Source organism: Pseudoleptotrichia goodfellowii (genome assembly GCF_007990505.1).
GTDB lineage: Bacteria > Fusobacteriota > Fusobacteriia > Fusobacteriales > Leptotrichiaceae > Pseudoleptotrichia > Pseudoleptotrichia goodfellowii.
This window is the reverse complement of sequence record NZ_AP019822.1, coordinates 2,273,576-2,290,729: the sequence shown is the minus strand read 5'-3', so window position 1 is coordinate 2,290,729 and position 17,154 is coordinate 2,273,576. Positions and strand designations below refer to the sequence as shown.

The window sequence follows — 17,154 nt, the reverse complement described above, 5'->3', positions numbered from 1 at the left end:
ACAAAAACTCCTACACCTTTAAACATAAAAAAAATAAAACCTTAACTATTATATCATAAAAAAACTTGACTTGACTTTCGTAATTTATACAAGTAGAGAAGAATTGGGAGTTTACGCTCAGGCACTTCAGGCTAATATGAAAGATATAGGAATAAAAGTTACTCTAAAACCTGTAAGCTATGAAACGACTTTAAGCATGAGAGATGCTTCAAACTTTGATTTACTCATTTGGAACGTACTTGCTGCAAATACCGGAGATCCTGAAAAATACTTGAATGAAAACTGGTACAGTAAAGCAAAAACAAATCAGGTAGGATATTCCAATCCTGAAGTGGACAAATTATTGACAGATCTGTCAAAAGAATTTGATGCAGCAAAAAGAAAAGATATGATAGTAAAAATACAGCAGCTGATTATGAATGATGCAGCTACTTTATTCTTCGGATATGAAACAACATTCTTATATAGCAATAAATCCGTAGAAGGATTGAAAATGTATCCTATGGATTACTACTGGATAACAAAAGACGTATCTAAAAAATAAGGAGAACCTATGCTGGAGATAAAAAATATAAAAATTCAATACGGGGATAAAGATCCGGTAGTTGAAAATTTCTCTATGTCATTAAAAAAAGGTCAGATAATAACAATAGTAGGAGAAAGCGGTAGCGGAAAATCTACCATTCTTTCTTCTATTTTAGGATTATTGCCTAATGACGGAAAAGTAGTTTCGGGAGATTTGATTTATAACGGCAAATCTCTTTTGAATAAAGACATTAACGAATGGAGAAAATTAAGAGGAACTGAAATTACAATGATTTCACAGGATTCAGGAGGAACTTTGAATCCTATAAGAAAAATAGGAAAACAGTTTGTAGAATACATTCAGATCCATTCAAATTTATCAACTAAAGAAGCTGAAGAAAAAGCCAAATCTTTATTTTCCAAAGTAAATTTGCCTGACCCGGATATTATTATGAAAAGTTATCCTCATCAGCTGTCGGGAGGAATGAAACAAAGAGTGGGAATAGCTATGGCTCTGACTTTCGAGCCTAAAATAATACTGGCTGACGAGCCTACAAGTGCTCTGGATGTAATAACTCAGGAACAGATAGTAAAAGAAATTATGAATTTAAGAGAAATAAGTGATACATCGATAATCATGGTAACACACAATTTAGGAGTTGCAGCTTATATTTCCGATTGGATAATAGTTATGCAGAAGGGAAAAGTAGTTGATGAAGGTACAGCAGAAGATGTTATAAGCAATCCGAAAAGTGACTATACAAAACAACTGTTAAAAGCAGTTCCTGAAATAGGAGGTGAAAGACTTGTATAAAGAAAATGATATAATTCTGGAAACTAAAAATCTTACTAAAATTTATGAAAAGTCCGACAACAAAAAAGTAATTGCGTGTAACAATGTAAATTTACAGATACACAAAGGAAAAACATTGGGAATAGTGGGAGAATCGGGTTCAGGAAAATCAACTCTTGTAAATATGCTTATGGATCTTGAAAAACCCACTTCAGGAGAAATACTTTATCACGGAAAAGACATAAGTAAGTTTACAAAAGAAGAAGTCTGGCTGAACAGACAGAATATACAGATAGTCTTTCAGGATCCGTGGTCCGCTTTCAATCCTAAAATGAATGTAATGCAGATACTTACAGAGCCTCTTATGAATTATAACAGACTTAAGAAATCCGAAAGAAAGGAAAAAGCCGTAGAACTTTTAAAAATGGTTGATTTGCCCGAAAAATTTGTAACAAAATATCCTCAGAATATGAGTGGAGGGCAAAGACAGAGACTGGGAATAGCAAGGGCTATTTCATTGGAACCTGAAATACTTATATACGACGAAGCAACTTCCGCACTGGACGTATCCATTCAGAAAACTGTAGTTGAACTCCTTGTCAGACTTCAGAAAGAAAAAGGGATAACAATGATTTTTATATGTCATGATATTGCATTGATAGAGTCTTTTGCCCATCAGATCGCTGTTATGTATCATGGAGATGTAGTGGAATTTATCGAAGGAGGACAAATCTCCGAAAAGGCGAAACATCCTTATACAAAAGCATTGTTAAATGCCATATTTCCTGTGCATGAGAAAAAAGAAACTACAAAATAATTCCCAAAATACTTAACTGTATTATAAATAATTTCATGAAATTGCAATTTTTAAGAAATATTTCTTGACTTTTTTGCAAATTTTGTTTATTATATTATGTAAATAACTTAAATAATAGAGAATTATTAAATATAATTTGAGAAAGGAAAGAAAATGACAAAAAGAACATACCAACCGAATAAAAGAAAAAGAAAAAAAGATCACGGATTCAGATCAAGAATGAAAACTAAAAGCGGAAGAAACGTTTTAAAAAGAAGAAGAGACAAAGGAAGAGCGAAACTTTCAGCATAACCCGGTGATAAAAAAACAACACCGGGTTTTTGACAAAATATAAAGCTAAAGAGTACAAATATGCAGATTAATAAAATAAAGAAAAATAAAGATTTTTCTTTTATATATAATAATTCTAAGAAAGTATACACAAGGTATGCTATTATTTTTATAAAAGAAAATAATAAAAATGAACAGAGATTCGGCTTTGTAGCCAGTAAAAAAACAGGAAAAGCTGTTCAGCGAAACAGAATTAAAAGACTTTTTAGAGAATTTGTAAAAGTAAACAAATCAAAATTTAAAGAGAGTTCAGATTATATTTTTGTAGGAAAATCAAATTTGAAAGAAAATATAAAAAGTTTAAAATATAAAGACATTGAAAAGGATATGTTAAAGGCGGTAAAATGATGAAACATATACTTTTGTTTTTGATAAAAATATATCAGAAATTTTTTTCCGGAGCTTTCGGGAGAAAATGCAGATTTTATCCGACTTGTTCGGAATATGCAAGACAGGCTGTTACAAAATACGGTGCGATAAAAGGAGTATATTTAAGTGTAAAAAGGGTCTTGAAATGTCATCCTTTTCATAAAGGCGGCTACGATCCTTTGAAATAATAAAAATGGAGGAAATTGAAAATGGCGAAAGCAAAAGGAGGCTTTCTTAGAATACCTGCGTTGGAAGCTCTTGTTGTTACAATATTGAAGGCAATAAACGGGATAGTAGGGAATTACGGAATAGCAATAATAATAGTCACTATAATAGTAAGAATATTAATATTTCCTTTGACTTTAAAACAGGAAAAGTCGATGAAAAGAATGAGGGAACTGCAACCTCAATTAGATAAATTAAAAGAGAAGTATAAAGACGATCAGCAGATGTTACAGCAAAAAACAATGGAAATATACAAAGAAAATAATGTGAATCCTTTAGGAGGATGTCTTCCTATATTGATTCAGATGCCTATATTTATAGCATTGTTTTATGCTTTCAGCGGAGATGCTATACCTAATGATGCCACTTTTCTTTGGTTTCATTTGAAGCATCCTGACAATCTTTTTAAAATAGGAACATTTGCTGTTAATTTACTTCCAATTTTAAATACAGTAGTAACTTTCTTCCAGCAAAAAATGATGTCGGGACCGTCAAAAGAACAGGGAGTAAACAGTCAGATGCAGTCAATGATGTATACAATGCCTATATTGATGCTTGTACTTTTCTATAACATGCCGTCAGGTGTAACATTGTATTATCTCGTGTCGGGAGTACTTTCAGTTGCTCAGCAATATATCATAATGAAAGGGAGAGACTGATTAAATGGATAAAATAATATTAAATGCACAAAACAGAGAAGAACTTGATAAAATGATTAAAAGAACTTTGACTTTGGAAAAAGACGAAACTTTTAAAATAACAGTTATTAAAGAGCCTAAGAAAATATTATTTTTTAATCTTAAAGGAAAATATCAGATTGATATTGTAAAAAAATATGAAATTGAAAAAAATGAATTTAAAAATGACAGATATGAAAAGAAAAATTTTGAAAAATTCGATAAATTTGAGAAAAAAGATGTAAGAAAAGATAAAAGAAATAACAGAGAAAATTTTAAAAAAGAAAAAAATGAAAAATACGGTTTTGAAAATAAAAAGTTTTCAGGAAACAGGGCAAACAGAAACTTTGAACAAAATGTAAATACTTCAGGAAATAAAGAAAATGAAGTAAAAGAAATAAGAAACGATGATTCTAATTATGACAAAATAAGAAGTTTCATGAAAGAATTTATAGTAAATTCAAAACTGGATTTAAGAGTAGTGGACATAAAAAGAATTGGAGAAAGATACGTTGTAAATGTTGACGGAAAAGATATAAGATACTTGATAGGAGAAAAAGGAAGTACATTAAACAGTGTTGAATATTTGCTAAGTTCCGTTAAAAACTTTAAAAATATAAGAGTAGTAATAGATTCCAATGATTATAAGCAGAAAAGAGAAGAATCTTTAAGAGATTTGGCGAGAAAAAAAGGGAAAAAAGTATTGGAAACAGGAAGAAACGTTAAACTTAATCCTATGTCTGCGAGAGAAAGAAAAATAATACATGAAGAAATATCTTTTATGAAAGGTCTGAAAACAGAAAGTGTAGGAGAAGAGCCTAAAAGATATCTGGTAATAAAGAGAACAAAAGATTAAAAAATTCAAAATGAGGTATAACAATGTTATTTGATACGATAGCTGCCATTTCCACTCCTAAGGGAGAAGGGGGAATAGGAATAATAAGAATATCGGGAGATAAATCATTTGAAATTTTAAGCAAAATATTTAATATGAAAAACCCAAATAAAGATTTGGGTTTTTATAAATTTAATTACGGATTTGTCCACGATAACGGGAAAATAATAGATGAAGTTATGACCGTAAGAATGAAAGCCCCTAAAACATATACTTGTGAAGATATAGTCGAGATAAACTGTCACGGGGGAAATCTTATAACCGAAAAAGTTCTCGAACTGGTTTTAAAAAACGGAGCAAGACACGCGGAACAGGGAGAATTTACAAAAAGAGCTTTTATGAACGGGAGAATAGATTTATCACAGGCTGAAGCGGTTATAGATCTGATACAGGGGAAGACTGAAAAAAGTATCTCTCTTTCAATGGATCAGCTGAGAGGGGATTTGAAGGAAAAAATAAATAAGTTTAAAAAGGCTTTACTTGATGTAACAGCCCATGTAAATGTAGTCCTCGATTATCCCGAAGAAGGGATAGACGATCCTCTGCTTGAAAATCTGAGAGAAAATCTTGAAAAAGTATATAAAGAAGCGAATATCCTTATAGAATCTTACGATAAAGGGAAAAAGATAAAAGAAGGTATAAAAACCGTAATAGTCGGAAAGCCTAACGTTGGAAAGTCGACTTTGCTTAATTCTCTTTTAAAAGAAGAAAGAGCCATTGTAACTCATATTCCCGGAACGACAAGGGATATAATAGAAGAAATAATAAATATAAAAGGGATTCCCCTTGTTCTCGTGGATACAGCGGGAATAAGAAAAACTGAAGATATAGTGGAAAATATCGGTGTAGAAAAATCTAAACAGTTTATAGAAAAAGCCGATTTGATACTGCTTGTACTGGACGCATCCAAAGAGCTTGAAAAAGAAGACATTGAAGTTATAGAAAAAATAAAGGAAAATAACAAAAAAACAATAGTTTTATTAAATAAAATAGATTTGGAAAGAAAAATAGATTTAAGTAATTATGACTTGGAAAATATACTGAAAATATCGGCTAAAGACAATATAGGAATAGACGAAATGGAAGAAAAAATATATTCTTACATTGTGGAAGAAGATGTGGAAAATACTTCGGAAAAATTGATAATTACAAATATAAGACATAAAACGGCTCTTGAAAAAACAAAAGAAGCTGTAAACAATATTTTTGAAACAATAGATAACGGAATGCCTATGGATCTTATATCTGTAGACTTGAAAGAGGCATTGGATGCTTTGTCCGAAATTACGGGAGAAATTTCTTCGGAAGATATACTGGATCATGTTTTCGGAAATTTCTGCGTAGGGAAATAAGGAGGAAAATTTATGAAAAAAATAGTTATAGCAAATAATAAAGGCGGAGTTGCCAAGACAACAACAGCCTATAATCTGGCTTCCTATTATGCGAAAAAAGGAAAAAGAATTTTGGTAATAGACTGTGATCCTCAGGGAAATCTGACTGATGCTCTGGGAGTGGACCCTAATGAAGTGGACTGTACTATTTTAAATGCTTTAATGAAAAGAAATATAAAAGAAGCAATAATAAAACTTCCTCAAGCGGATAATTTTTATCTTATACCGAGTAACCTTGAAAGTGAAAGGGTGAATATAAATCTGTCTTCTCAACTGAACAGAGAAAGCGTGCTGAAAAAAATATTGAGAGAAGTGGAGGATGAATTTGATATGTGTATAATGGATACTTCTCCTTCATTGTCCATACTTACCCTTAATGCAATAGTTGCTGCGGACAGTATATATCTGACATTGAGATCGGGATATTTTGAATTGAGAGGTGCAGGACTTCTTATTTCGACGATTAACGAGATAAAAGAGGACTTAAACGACAAACTTCAGGTAAAAGGGCTTATACTGACTCAATACGATATAAGAACAAGTTTGTCTTCAGATTCCAAAGAGCAGCTGGAAGAACATTTTAAAAGTACGATTATGAAAACAGTAATAAGACAGAATGTAGATTTGGCAAAGGCTCCGGCACATGCCCAGGACATATTCGACTATGCTCCCGCTTCAAACGGAGCGAGAGATTATGAGGATTTGGCTTTGGAAGTACTGGAAAGAGAGGGATTGGAATGGTAAAAAAATCAAAAAATATTTTTGAAAAAAGAAATCCTTTTTCCAATTTAAACAATGAAAAAACAAAAAACTTTGTAAAACAGCTGGAAGAAGACGAAAATATAAAAACAGAAGTTCTTAAAATAAAAGGTGCCGAAATAACTTCAATAAATGAAAAAATATTGAGAAAGATAGATTTTTCGGATAGAGAATTTATAAACAGAGAAATAACTTTTGAGAAAATAATGGAAACAGAAGCATTGAGAAATCTGGCTGAATCCATAAACGAAATAGGTATAATAAATCCCGTTTACGTGATTCGGAAAGAGGACGGAAAATACAAAATTTTATCAGGATTCAGAAGACTTTCGGCAGTGTATTACGGTTATGAAAATATAAAAGATTTTAATCCTGCAGGAACAAAAAACTTTATTATTATTCCTGAAGATGCCGGTTACGAGATTCTGGATAAAATTTCTTTACATGAAAATACATTGAGAGAAGACCTTACTACCCTTGAAATATCCATGAAAATATGGAGAGAAAGCAGAAATAAAAAGAAAAATGCCGAACAGATAGCACAGGAGTACGGAATTTCCAAAAGGACCGTTGCGAGATATTTGAGAGTGGAAAAATATCCTGAACAGTTGCTTGAAAAACTTGACGAAATAAAAAACATAAGAAAATCCGACACTATTTTCAACTATCTGAATAGAACAAATTTTGAAAATATGGAAAAAAATATAGAAAAACTTTCTGCAATGGAAATTTCTGATATAGAAAGAGAAATAAAAAAATTGGCACTGACAGTCGATGATAATAAGATTATTGTCAAAAAAGGTAAAAAATCGACGTCATTTGAAATACAGGGAAGACTTACAGACGAAGAAATCGAAAAAATAAAACAAATAATTTCAAAAAGGATTTTAATATAAAATGAATAAAAATTATGATGTAATAGTAGTGGGAGCAGGTCATGCAGGAGTGGAGGCAGCTCTTGCAGCTTCACGACTCGGACTTAAAACTGCTCTTTTTACAATTTATCTTGATAATATAGCTATGATGTCATGTAATCCCTCTATAGGCGGTCCGGGGAAAAGTCATCTTGTTTCGGAACTCGGAATGCTGGGCGGAGAAATAGCAAGGCATATAGATAACTATAATTTGCAGCTTAAAAATCTCAATCATACAAAAGGACTTGCTTCGAGAATAACAAGAGCCCAAGCCGATAAATACAGATACAGAATAAAAATGAGAGAAGTCCTTGAAAAACAGGAAAATCTTGATATTATTCAGGGAATTGTTGCGGATTTGATGTTGGAAAATGGTGAAATTAGAGGAGTAGAAGACAAATTAGGTGTAAAATACGGAGCAAAAGCTGTTATACTTTGTACAGGAACATTTTTAAAAGGGCAATTTATAATAGGGGACGTGAAATATTCGGCAGGACGTCAGGGAGAGCCTTCAAGTGACGAATTGCCTGATAAACTTGCAGAATACGGCTTTGAACTGGACAGATACCAGACAGCAACACCTCCGAGAATAGACAAAAGAACGATCGACTTTTCAAAAACTCAGGAATTAAAAGGAGAAGAAAAGCCGAGATATTTTTCCTACGAGACTGAAAAAGAATACAATCCTGTTTTACCTACATGGCTTACGTTTACTACTGAAAAAACAATAGAAACAGGAAAAGAAATGTTAAAATATTCTCCCATAGTAACGGGAATAGTCAGCACGAAGGGACCAAGACATTGTCCGTCACTGGACAGAAAAATACTTAATTTCCCTGAAAAAACCGATCATCAGATATTTCTTGAACAGGAATCAGTTGAATCCAACGAAATATACGTGAACGGATTTACCACTGCAATGCCTCCTTTTGCTCAGGAAGCGATGTTGAAAACAATAGCAGGACTGGAGAATGCAAAAATATTAAGATACGGCTATGCAGTAGAGTATAACTTTATACCTGCATATCAGTTAAATCTTACTCTTGAAACAAAGGTCATAAAAGGACTTTATACAGCAGGAACTATAAACGGAACGAGCGGCTATGAAGAAGCTGCCTGTCAGGGATTTATTGCAGGAGTGAATGCAGCGAGAAGAATATTAGGAAAAGAAGAAATAGTTATTGACAGAAGTGAAGGATATATAGGAGTCCTTATAGATGATATAATAAATAAAAAAACTCCGGAACCTTACAGAGTGCTGCCGTCAAGAGCAGAATACAGGCTGACTTTAAGACAGGATAATATATTTATAAGACTTCTTGAAAAATCCAAAGAAATAGGGCTACTAAGCAAAAAGAAACTGGAAGAGCTTGAAAAGGCAAAAAATCAGATAGATGAAGAAACAGAAAGATTAAAAACCATAACTGTTTATCCGACAAAAGAAACAAACGAAAAGTTGAAAGAGCTCGGAAAAATATTTAATCAGAAAAATAATAATGAGGAAAAAACCGTAAACAGTACAAACAGTCCTGTTTCGGCATTTGAATTTTTAGCAAGAAAAGAGATAATTTACGACAATTTATCCGAATTTATTGAAACAAAAGAGTTTTCCCCTATTGTAAAAGAACAGATAGAAATAAATGCGAAATATAATGTATTTATTGAAAGAGAAAAAACTCAGATAGAAAAATTTAAAAAACTTGAAGAAATGAAAATCCCTGAAAATATTGATTATGAAAAGATAAGAGGATTAAGTAACATAGCTGTATCTGGATTAACTTACGGAAAACCTCATACAGTAGGTCAGGCAAGTCGTATAAGCGGAGTTACTTATAACGATATAGGAATTTTAATTGCTAATATATCTTCTTTTTTAGAAAAAAAGTAGCAAAAAACTTTCCAACTTTAAATTTAATTTGAAATCCTTTATTTAGATTTTGTAAATTATAAACAACAGATTTTTTAGAATAATATATTTATTAGAATTTTAGATTTTAAAGAATGAGTTTTAAATGGATATTCTTGAATAGTACGAAAGTATTCCCGCATTTTCAGAGTCGACGAAGTCGCGTAGAACATGGGTGGCGGAAGTATGAGGGCGGCAATGAGCCCTCATGAATCTCTCCACATCTTTTCCACGTGAAACAAAATACATTTCCACAAATTAATTTTTTGAATACCTTTTTGAAAAAGGTAAATACATTAAAAACATAATAAACAGCATACTTATAATTAAAACAAAAATATATAATCTGAAAGGTTTGATAAAACTCACCATAGGAGCAATATAATCATTTATAAACATGGCATTCGTACCGAATCTCATATTATAAAAATGGGAAAATAAGAACAGTCCCAATAGAACAATACAAGATCCTGTAAATCCTTTAAAAGTAATTTTTTCTTTCAAATACACAAATCCGTAAATAACTCCTACAAATTCCAAAGCATGCATAATCATAAAAATATATACATAAACAGGATAATAATAATAAGTAACTCCGGGTAAAACAAGAGCAAAAGCTGCTCCAAAACTGAGAAAATAAAGTAAATTAAAGAAAAATCTTTTTCTCGTAATCAGGTAAACTCCTGCAGCAATAGCTGCAAAATTGCAAAGATGAATAGGCACTGTATTGTAAACAGGTTCGTATTGATATAAAACTCTGTATACTGAATCAAGCAATTTAAATGATAAAACAAAAATACCCAAAAAAACAGAATACTTTTGTAAATTTATCTTTTTATATAATTTCGGAATAATAAGAAGAATTATGCTTATCAAAGCCGAGGCAATAAAACTGTATAAATGAATAGTACTAAAATATGAAAAATATAAAGTTTCCGGTTTCAAAATATACCTCCATAAAATTAAAAATTTAAATTAGAAACAAAAATATTATATCATTTTATTAAATAAAAAACTACCCTTGCATAAGCAAAGGTAGTAAGTTATTATAAATTTCAAAATTTTAGAATTCAATTTAGTAATTAGAATCCGAATGAGTATCCTAAACCTAAAGTAAGAGTTCCGTGACTAAGAGTAAATTTATCTTCATATCTGTATGGAGCAACATATCCTTTTCTATCTACTCTCATTCTATTCCAGTTATAAGATAAATCAGCTACAAAGTTTTTATATTGGATACCGGCTCCTACTCCTGAATATAATCCGCCTTTAAATTTAGCTTCTCCATAATAAGAAGAATTGTTGAACCATTTTAAACTTCCTGAATTAAAAGCATATCCTAAATTAGCTTTTACATAAGGAGTCACTTCAGAAGAATTTTTAAAGTTATATCTTGCAGTAAAGTATACAGGAACAGAATCTACACCTTTATGTTCATAGTATCCTTTAGAATCTACTTTATTATGTTTATAAGAAATTCCTCCACCGATTTCAAAGTTTTCAAGAACAGGTGTTCTGTATTCAGCAGAAAGTTCAATTCCTCTTTTTATAGCTTTTTTTTGAAGATTAGCACCGTCAGAAAATCCTCCTTTGAATTTTCCGCTATTAGATAAATCTCCTCCGATTCTTACTTCTACAACTTGAGCCATAGCAACTGAACTTATTAAAGCTCCTAATAATAATAATTTTTTCATTTTGTTTCCTCCTATAAAATTAGTTTTTAACTTTATTACTTAATGTATTATAACTCAATTAAAATGAAAAAGCAATAAAAAAACAAAGGATTTAGTTTAGTTTCATTTTAAAATTTTTATGAATAACAAAATTTAAAATATAAATTAAAACGGAAAAAGCTAAAATAATACTTTTATTATTCAGATTGATTTCAGTCAATCCTTGAATTAAATAACAAGCGTAAGAAGCTTTTAAAGCTATTTCAAGAGCGATAAATTTGCTGTATTCACTACTTTTTTCATTTTTTTCTCTATTTTTATAAAAAGAAATACTGAGAAGTCTTTTCGGAATAATGAAAAAGAAAAAGAAAATTAATGAAATAAATCCTATAATACCGAAATAAGTTAAAAATTGCAGATACATATTATGAGTATCAAGAACATTTCTTGTTTTTACAAATTCATAATTTGCAACAACATAGTCATATACCCCTTTCTGCTTATAGTAATTTTCCACAAAATCACGTCTCTGTTCGGATTTCATTCCGATTAAAGGGCTTTCTTTAATGGAAGATACTGCTCCGTCCCAGAAAATAAGTCTTAGATTACTTGAAGGATCTTTTTGAACTTTTACTATATATTGAAGTCTGTCGGATATAGTGTGAGGCAGTAAGAAGAAACCGCCTATACAGAATATAAAGAAAACTGCTATATATTTTTTATTTTTCTTATACAGTATATAAATAACAGTAGGAATCAGGCATATATATACCATTTTTGAACGATTGACAAGAAGAATAAAAACATTTAAAACTATTATGAAAAAATAAAGCAGCTTGAATTTAAAATTATCTTCTTTTTTTTCAAATTTGTAAAAAAGAAAAAATGAAATAAGAAATAATAAAAGAAGGCACATAATATTTGCAAAATCCTGAGGGTCAAGCTCAAAGAAAACTCTCGGATAAACAAAACCTTTAGGATGAGCCCATTCATCATAATTTTTAATAAAAATAAATAAAGTAATTATTAACGAAAGAGTTCCGCCTGTGAGAAGACTTTTAAGGAAATTCCAAAATTTCTTTTCGCTGTCTAGAAAAAATACCAAAGGAAGAAATAATATAAACTTTATATAATCGTCCATATCGATTCTTGCTTTCAATCCTCCGTCAATTAAAGCAATAATATAAGGGGTCACTATGAAAACCGTTAAACCGAGTATAATCTGTTTATCTGTCAGAAGTTTTAATTTCTCTCTATTTTCTTTTGAAAACATGGAAATGATAAACAAGAGCAAAAGCAGTATACCTAAAACATTTTGTGCTTTTACAGATAAAAAAACTGAAAGTGCAAAAAGTAAACAAACATAATATCCTGTATTATATAATTTTTTCATTATTATCGCTCCTTATAATTTATATTGTAAAAGTATTGTATCATTTATTAGCTTGAAAAGCAAAAGAAAATGGTACAATGAGCAGATTTAAAGAAAAAATAATACTTCGAGTTGTAAATATAAAGAAAAAGTGATATAATTCAACAAAAGATTTTATAAATTTTTAAGAAGAGGAAATTTATGAAAATTGAGAAAAACACAAAAATATCGGGAATTTACATAATAGTCCTGTATATAATTTACAATATACTTTTAAATAACTTCGGTTATTCTATAAAATATTTGACAAATTTCCTGTTTATGATTTTCATTTTTACGGAATTTGTATTCGGACAACTTGATTTTTATGCTGAAAGATTCAGATATAAAGACGTGTTTATAAATTTAGGAATAGATTTTATATTTTCCATTATAATATTTGTTTTTTTAAGAGACTGGGATATATTTTTAATTTTTTCAATAATTTTCATTTTTCAGGTAATATTCAGAAGACAGATATGTTTAAAACATGTGAAAAAACAGAGAGTCCTTATTTTCGGCTCCAATCATATAGTGAACAATGTTCAGAAAGATTTGATAAACAGCCCGGACTATGAATATATAGGATATATTTCAAATAATAAAAACAAAGCGACAGAATATCTTGTCGGAAGATATGATGAGATGGAAAAAATAATTAAAGAAAAGGAAATAGATGCTCTGGTAATAGTTAAAGATATAAAAAGTGAGAGTTTTAAAGAATATCTGAAAAGAATTTTCGATTTGAAAATAAATGGTTTGAAAGTTCTCAGTTACGAAGAATTTAACGAGAGTATACAAAAAAAAATAGATATAAATCAGATAGATGAAGAATGGCTTCTGGAATCAAACGGCTTTGATATATTAAGTAATGAAAGCCAGAGAAACATTAAAAGGGGACTGGATCTGATAATAGCATTTATTTTAATGATAGTATTATCTCCGATAGCACTTATAACTGCAATAATAATAAAACTCGAATCGCCGGGTCCCGTTATATTTAAACAGGTCCGTATAGGTCAGAATATGAAAAAATTTAAAATATACAAATTCAGAAGTATGAAAATACATGACAGTACAAAATATCCCAAATATACAAAAGATGATGATGACAGAGTAACTCCTTTCGGAAACTTTATAAGAAAGACAAGAATAGACGAATTGCCTCAGTTGTTCTGTATTGTGAAAGGAACAATGAGTTTTGTAGGTCCAAGACCCGAATGGGATTTACTTGCAGAAGAATACAATGAAAAAATACCTTATTATAATTTAAGACATATGATAAAACCCGGAATTACAGGATGGGCACAGGTGATGTATCCTTACGGGGAAAGTGCGGAAGATGCAAAGAAAAAACTCGAATATGATTTATACTATTTAAAAAATCAGGATTTAATAATGGATGTTCTGACAATTATGAAAACAGCAAAAATAGTATTATTCGGAAAAGGGAAATAAGAATATAACGCTTTAATTAGGAGGAAAAATGCTGTATCCGTTAAAATTTAAGAAAGTATTTATTGAAAAAGTCTGGGGAGGACGGGAATTTGAGACAAAACTGAATATGAAACTTCCTGAAAATAAGAAAATAGGTGAATCCTGGGAAATATCGGCTCATCCCAACGGAATGAGTATCGTTGAAAACGGAGAACTTGCAGGTAAAACTTTACAGGAAGTTTACGATGAGTATAAAGAAAAACTTGTAGGAAATAAAGTTTACAATGAATACAAAGACAGATTTCCTTTACTTATTAAATATCTTGATGTAAATGACAGACTGTCCATACAGGTTCATCCCGATGATGAAACGGCTTTGAAAAATCATAATGAATTGGGAAAAAGTGAATCATGGTATATTATGGAAGCAAGCGACGATGCCGTTCTTATAATGGGAATGAAACCGGGAATTACGAAAGAACAGTTTTTAACAAAAGCCGAAAATAATGATTTTGAAGGAATGTTTGAAGAAAAGTCTGTTAAAAAAGGAGATTTTATTGATATTGTGCCGGGAACGGTACACGCTTCACTGAAAGGAAGTGTGCTTTTTGCTGAAATACAGGAAAATTCCGATATTACTTACAGAATTTATGATTTTGACAGAATTGAAAACGGTGTGAAGAGAAAACTGCATATTAAAGAGTCTGCAGATACTATCGATTTTGACAGAAAAGTGAATATTGTAAATACTGACTTCAAAGAAAATGAAACAAGAAAAAATTTAATAAGAAAAAAATATTATTCTATTGATAAAATCAAAATAAACAAAACTTTTGACGACAGAAATAATGAAAGTATGATTATTTACTCTATTTTGGAAGGAAAAGGAACAATAAATCAGGATGATTACTCACTGGAAATCAGAAAAGGAGAATCGATACTTGTTCCTCCTCATATGAATGTAACATTAAAAGGAGATCTCCAAATATTGAGAACTGTTATAGAATAAAAGTGAATATTTAAAACTTAGGAGAATATTTTTATGAAAGGAATTATTCTTGCAGGAGGAAGAGGTACAAGACTTCATCCGTTGACAGTTTCTATTTCAAAACAGATACTTCCGATATATGATAAACCCATGATATATTATCCGTTATCTGTTCTGATGCTTGCAGATATAAGGGAAATTCTTATAATCTCTACATGCAGAGATTTGCCGATTTTTAAAGAATTGTTGGGAAACGGAGACGGATTAGGATTAAAGATAGAATATGAAATACAGGAAGAACCTAACGGACTGGCAGAAGCATTTTTGATAGGAGAAAAATTTATAGGAAGTGATAATGTTGCTCTCATACTCGGAGACAATCTTTTTTACGGAAATGGCTTTTCAGGACTATTGGAAGAAACAGCAAAATTGGAAAACGGGGCTGTGATATTCGGGTATCCGGTAAAGGATTCGACAGCTTATGGAGTAGTGGGATTTGATAAAAACGACAATGTAACTTCATTGGAAGAAAAACCTGAGAATCCTAAGTCCGACTATGCAATAACGGGATTGTATTTTTATGACAATTCCGTAATAAAAAAAGCAAAAAATGTAAAGCCGTCGAAACGGGGAGAGCTGGAAATTACTTCAGTAAATAAAATGTATTTAAAAGAGAATTCATTAAAGGTAAATAAACTCGGACGCGGTATGGCATGGCTCGATACAGGAACTCATGACGCTTTACTTGAAGCAGCTAATTTTGTTGAAGCAATTCAAAAAAGACAGGGATTTTATGTTGCATGTATAGAAGAAATAGCTTATAATAAAGGCTGGATAGAAAAAAGAGAAATAATGGAAAAAGCCGGAATAATGAAAAATACCGAATATGGAAAGTATTTAAAATCATTAATTAAATAAAAAAATTGAAGGAGAAATATAATTATGGTTTCAGTAGTAATAATGGCCGGAGGAAAAGGTGAAAGATTTTGGCCTAAAAGCAGAGTAAATTTACCCAAACAGTTTTTATCGTTGACAGATGACGGAAAATCAATGATACAGCATACAGTTAAAAGATTAGAAAGTTTGGTCGAAATGGATAATGTATATGTGGTTACAAATGAACTTTATAAAAATTTAGTAAGCGAGCATATACCCGACATACCTAAGGAAAATATAATTGTAGAACCTGCATCGAAAAATACAGCTCCATGTATCGGTCTTGCAGCAATTCATATAGCAAGAAAAGATCCTGAATCAAAAATGATAGTATTGCCGTCGGATCATTTGATTAAGTTTAATGAAATTTTTATAGACACTTTAAAGACAGCACTGGAAGTTATAGAAGAAGGAGATAATCTTGCAACAATAGGAATTACGCCTAATTATCCCGAAACAGGATACGGATATATAAATTTTAAAAAAGGAGAGTCTCTTCCAAAAATAAAAAATATTTATGAAGTTTTAAAATTTGAAGAAAAGCCTAATTTGGAAAAAGCAAAAGAATATCTTACTTCAGGACAATATTTATGGAACAGTGGAATGTTTATATGGAGAGCTTCCACTATTTTAAAAAATTTTGAAAAACTTTTACCGAAAGTATATAACGGTCTTAAAATAATAGAAAGTACAATCGGAACCGAAGAGTATAATGAAGTTTTAAAAACCGAATTTTTTAAACTTCCTTCAGAATCAATAGATTACGGAATAATGGAAAAAGCATCAAATATATATGTAATACCGGGAAATTTCGGATGGGATGATGTAGGAAGCTGGTTATCGCTTGAAAGAATAAATCAAAGTAATCAGGACGGAAATGTAATAAGCGGAAATGTAATAAGTATAAAAACTAAAAATACGATTATTCAGGGAACGGATAAACTTATAGCGACAATAGGTTTGGAAGATATAATAGTTGTAGATACTGAAGATGCAATTTTAATATGTAATAAAAATAACACTCAGGAAGTAAAAGAAGTTATAAACAATTTAAAAATATGTAACAGAACAGAATACTTATAAAATTTATATTAAATTAAATGGAGGA

At 30.7% G+C, this 17,154-nt stretch carries 18 protein-coding genes and 1 pseudogene; 16 read left to right on the top strand and 3 right to left on the bottom strand.

Annotated elements, in window-relative coordinates; all coding sequences use genetic code 11:
• Positions 1 to 61: 61 nt before the first annotated feature.
• From FVE72_RS11115 to mnmG, 12 genes and pseudogenes are all read left to right on the top strand, one after another.
• Positions 62 to 544 (top strand): annotated as a pseudogene (locus tag FVE72_RS11115) (ABC transporter substrate-binding protein); the annotation flags it as partial.
• Positions 545 to 553: 9 nt separating this feature from the next.
• On the top strand, positions 554 to 1,339 hold the full coding sequence (locus tag FVE72_RS11110) for an ABC transporter ATP-binding protein (protein WP_026738375.1): 786 nt from the start codon (positions 554 to 556) through the stop codon (positions 1,337 to 1,339).
• Positions 1,323 to 2,135 carry an ABC transporter ATP-binding protein gene (locus FVE72_RS11105; RefSeq protein ID WP_232049451.1) on the top strand — a complete coding sequence of 271 codons (813 nt, stop codon included), beginning with the start codon at positions 1,323 to 1,325 and terminating at the stop codon, positions 2,133 to 2,135. Before FVE72_RS11110 ends, FVE72_RS11105 begins: the two co-directional genes overlap by 17 nt.
• A 153-nt stretch (positions 2,136 to 2,288) precedes the next feature.
• Positions 2,289 to 2,426, top strand: a complete 138-nt coding sequence (rpmH, locus tag FVE72_RS11100; RefSeq protein WP_026738373.1) for a 50S ribosomal protein L34 — start codon at positions 2,289 to 2,291, stop codon at positions 2,424 to 2,426.
• A gap of 60 nt (positions 2,427 to 2,486) precedes the next feature.
• Complete coding sequence (rnpA, locus tag FVE72_RS11095) at positions 2,487 to 2,813, top strand: ribonuclease P protein component (RefSeq protein WP_036056236.1); 327 nt, start codon at positions 2,487 to 2,489, stop codon at positions 2,811 to 2,813.
• Complete coding sequence (gene yidD, locus FVE72_RS11090; protein WP_026738371.1) at positions 2,813 to 3,022, top strand: membrane protein insertion efficiency factor YidD; 210 nt, start codon at positions 2,813 to 2,815, stop codon at positions 3,020 to 3,022. Before rnpA ends, yidD begins: the two co-directional genes overlap by 1 nt.
• Positions 3,023 to 3,043: 21 nt before the next feature.
• Positions 3,044 to 3,718: a YidC/Oxa1 family membrane protein insertase gene (locus FVE72_RS11085; RefSeq protein WP_051411803.1), complete on the top strand. Its 675-nt coding sequence runs from the start codon at positions 3,044 to 3,046 to the stop codon at positions 3,716 to 3,718.
• Between the two features lie 4 nt (positions 3,719 to 3,722).
• Positions 3,723 to 4,592, top strand: coding sequence for a Jag family protein (locus FVE72_RS11080; RefSeq protein ID WP_146966596.1), 870 nt, complete (start codon positions 3,723 to 3,725; stop codon positions 4,590 to 4,592).
• 23 nt (positions 4,593 to 4,615) lie between these two features.
• Positions 4,616 to 5,983, top strand: a complete 1,368-nt coding sequence (gene mnmE / locus FVE72_RS11075; RefSeq protein ID WP_026738369.1) for a tRNA uridine-5-carboxymethylaminomethyl(34) synthesis GTPase MnmE — start codon at positions 4,616 to 4,618, stop codon at positions 5,981 to 5,983.
• Positions 5,984 to 5,995: 12 nt separating this feature from the next.
• Entirely contained in the window at positions 5,996 to 6,766 is a 771-nt protein-coding gene (locus FVE72_RS11070) for a ParA family protein (protein ID WP_006807097.1), read from the top strand.
• Positions 6,760 to 7,677, top strand: coding sequence for a ParB/RepB/Spo0J family partition protein (locus FVE72_RS11065; protein ID WP_026738368.1), 918 nt, complete (start codon positions 6,760 to 6,762; stop codon positions 7,675 to 7,677). The genes FVE72_RS11070 and FVE72_RS11065 overlap by 7 nt, the downstream gene beginning before the upstream one ends.
• 1 nt (position 7,678) lies before the next feature.
• Complete coding sequence (gene mnmG, locus FVE72_RS11060; RefSeq protein WP_026738367.1) at positions 7,679 to 9,583, top strand: tRNA uridine-5-carboxymethylaminomethyl(34) synthesis enzyme MnmG; 1,905 nt, start codon at positions 7,679 to 7,681, stop codon at positions 9,581 to 9,583.
• 276 nt (positions 9,584 to 9,859) lie between these two features.
• On the opposite strand, the gene FVE72_RS11055 is transcribed toward mnmG, so the two are convergent.
• From FVE72_RS11055 to FVE72_RS11045, 3 genes are all read right to left on the bottom strand, one after another.
• Positions 9,860 to 10,546, bottom strand: coding sequence for a TMEM164-related integral membrane acyltransferase (locus tag FVE72_RS11055; protein WP_026738366.1), 687 nt, complete (start codon positions 10,544 to 10,546; stop codon positions 9,860 to 9,862).
• Between the two features lie 137 nt (positions 10,547 to 10,683).
• A complete protein-coding gene (locus FVE72_RS11050) occupies positions 10,684 to 11,295 on the bottom strand; it encodes an outer membrane beta-barrel protein (protein ID WP_006807096.1) in 612 nt (203 codons plus the stop codon).
• A 91-nt stretch (positions 11,296 to 11,386) separates the two neighbouring features.
• The gene (locus tag FVE72_RS11045; RefSeq protein WP_026738365.1) at positions 11,387 to 12,667 is read right to left on the bottom strand and encodes an O-antigen ligase family protein; all 1,281 of its coding nucleotides are present in this window, start codon (positions 12,665 to 12,667) and stop codon (positions 11,387 to 11,389) included.
• Positions 12,668 to 12,847: 180 nt separating this feature from the next.
• On the opposite strand from FVE72_RS11045, the gene FVE72_RS11040 reads away from it, so the two are divergent.
• From FVE72_RS11040 to FVE72_RS11025, 4 genes are read left to right on the top strand one after another with little or no spacing between them, the layout of a single operon-like run.
• Positions 12,848 to 14,143, top strand: a complete 1,296-nt coding sequence (locus tag FVE72_RS11040; RefSeq protein ID WP_026738364.1) for a sugar transferase — start codon at positions 12,848 to 12,850, stop codon at positions 14,141 to 14,143.
• Positions 14,144 to 14,171: 28 nt separating this feature from the next.
• Positions 14,172 to 15,131, top strand: a complete 960-nt coding sequence (locus FVE72_RS11035; protein ID WP_026738363.1) for a type I phosphomannose isomerase catalytic subunit — start codon at positions 14,172 to 14,174, stop codon at positions 15,129 to 15,131.
• 33 nt (positions 15,132 to 15,164) lie between these two features.
• Entirely contained in the window at positions 15,165 to 16,028 is an 864-nt protein-coding gene (rfbA, locus tag FVE72_RS11030; protein ID WP_026738362.1) for a glucose-1-phosphate thymidylyltransferase RfbA, read from the top strand.
• A 24-nt stretch (positions 16,029 to 16,052) separates the two neighbouring features.
• Positions 16,053 to 17,129: a mannose-1-phosphate guanylyltransferase gene (locus tag FVE72_RS11025; RefSeq protein ID WP_036056231.1), complete on the top strand. Its 1,077-nt coding sequence runs from the start codon at positions 16,053 to 16,055 to the stop codon at positions 17,127 to 17,129.
• The last annotated feature ends 25 nt before the right edge of the window (positions 17,130 to 17,154 follow it).

Bases quoted from the DNA above. Each gene is read 5' to 3' on its own strand.
- FVE72_RS11110 (WP_026738375.1), top strand. From the start codon at position 554: ATGCTGGAGATAAAAAATATAAAAATTCAATACGGGGATAAAGATCCG.
- rpmH (WP_026738373.1), top strand. From the start codon at position 2,289: ATGACAAAAAGAACATACCAACCGAATAAAAGAAAAAGAAAAAAAGAT.
- rnpA (WP_036056236.1), top strand. From the start codon at position 2,487: ATGCAGATTAATAAAATAAAGAAAAATAAAGATTTTTCTTTTATATAT.
- yidD (WP_026738371.1), top strand. From the start codon at position 2,813: ATGAAACATATACTTTTGTTTTTGATAAAAATATATCAGAAATTTTTT.
- FVE72_RS11085 (WP_051411803.1), top strand. From the start codon at position 3,044: ATGGCGAAAGCAAAAGGAGGCTTTCTTAGAATACCTGCGTTGGAAGCT.
- FVE72_RS11080 (WP_146966596.1), top strand. From the start codon at position 3,723: ATGGATAAAATAATATTAAATGCACAAAACAGAGAAGAACTTGATAAA.
- mnmE (WP_026738369.1), top strand. From the start codon at position 4,616: ATGTTATTTGATACGATAGCTGCCATTTCCACTCCTAAGGGAGAAGGG.
- FVE72_RS11070 (WP_006807097.1), top strand. From the start codon at position 5,996: ATGAAAAAAATAGTTATAGCAAATAATAAAGGCGGAGTTGCCAAGACA.
- FVE72_RS11065 (WP_026738368.1), top strand. From the start codon at position 6,760: ATGGTAAAAAAATCAAAAAATATTTTTGAAAAAAGAAATCCTTTTTCC.
- mnmG (WP_026738367.1), top strand. From the start codon at position 7,679: ATGAATAAAAATTATGATGTAATAGTAGTGGGAGCAGGTCATGCAGGA.
- FVE72_RS11050 (WP_006807096.1), bottom strand. From the start codon at position 11,295: ATGAAAAAATTATTATTATTAGGAGCTTTAATAAGTTCAGTTGCTATG.
- FVE72_RS11045 (WP_026738365.1), bottom strand. From the start codon at position 12,667: ATGAAAAAATTATATAATACAGGATATTATGTTTGTTTACTTTTTGCA.
- FVE72_RS11040 (WP_026738364.1), top strand. From the start codon at position 12,848: ATGAAAATTGAGAAAAACACAAAAATATCGGGAATTTACATAATAGTC.
- FVE72_RS11035 (WP_026738363.1), top strand. From the start codon at position 14,172: ATGCTGTATCCGTTAAAATTTAAGAAAGTATTTATTGAAAAAGTCTGG.
- rfbA (WP_026738362.1), top strand. From the start codon at position 15,165: ATGAAAGGAATTATTCTTGCAGGAGGAAGAGGTACAAGACTTCATCCG.
- FVE72_RS11025 (WP_036056231.1), top strand. From the start codon at position 16,053: ATGGTTTCAGTAGTAATAATGGCCGGAGGAAAAGGTGAAAGATTTTGG.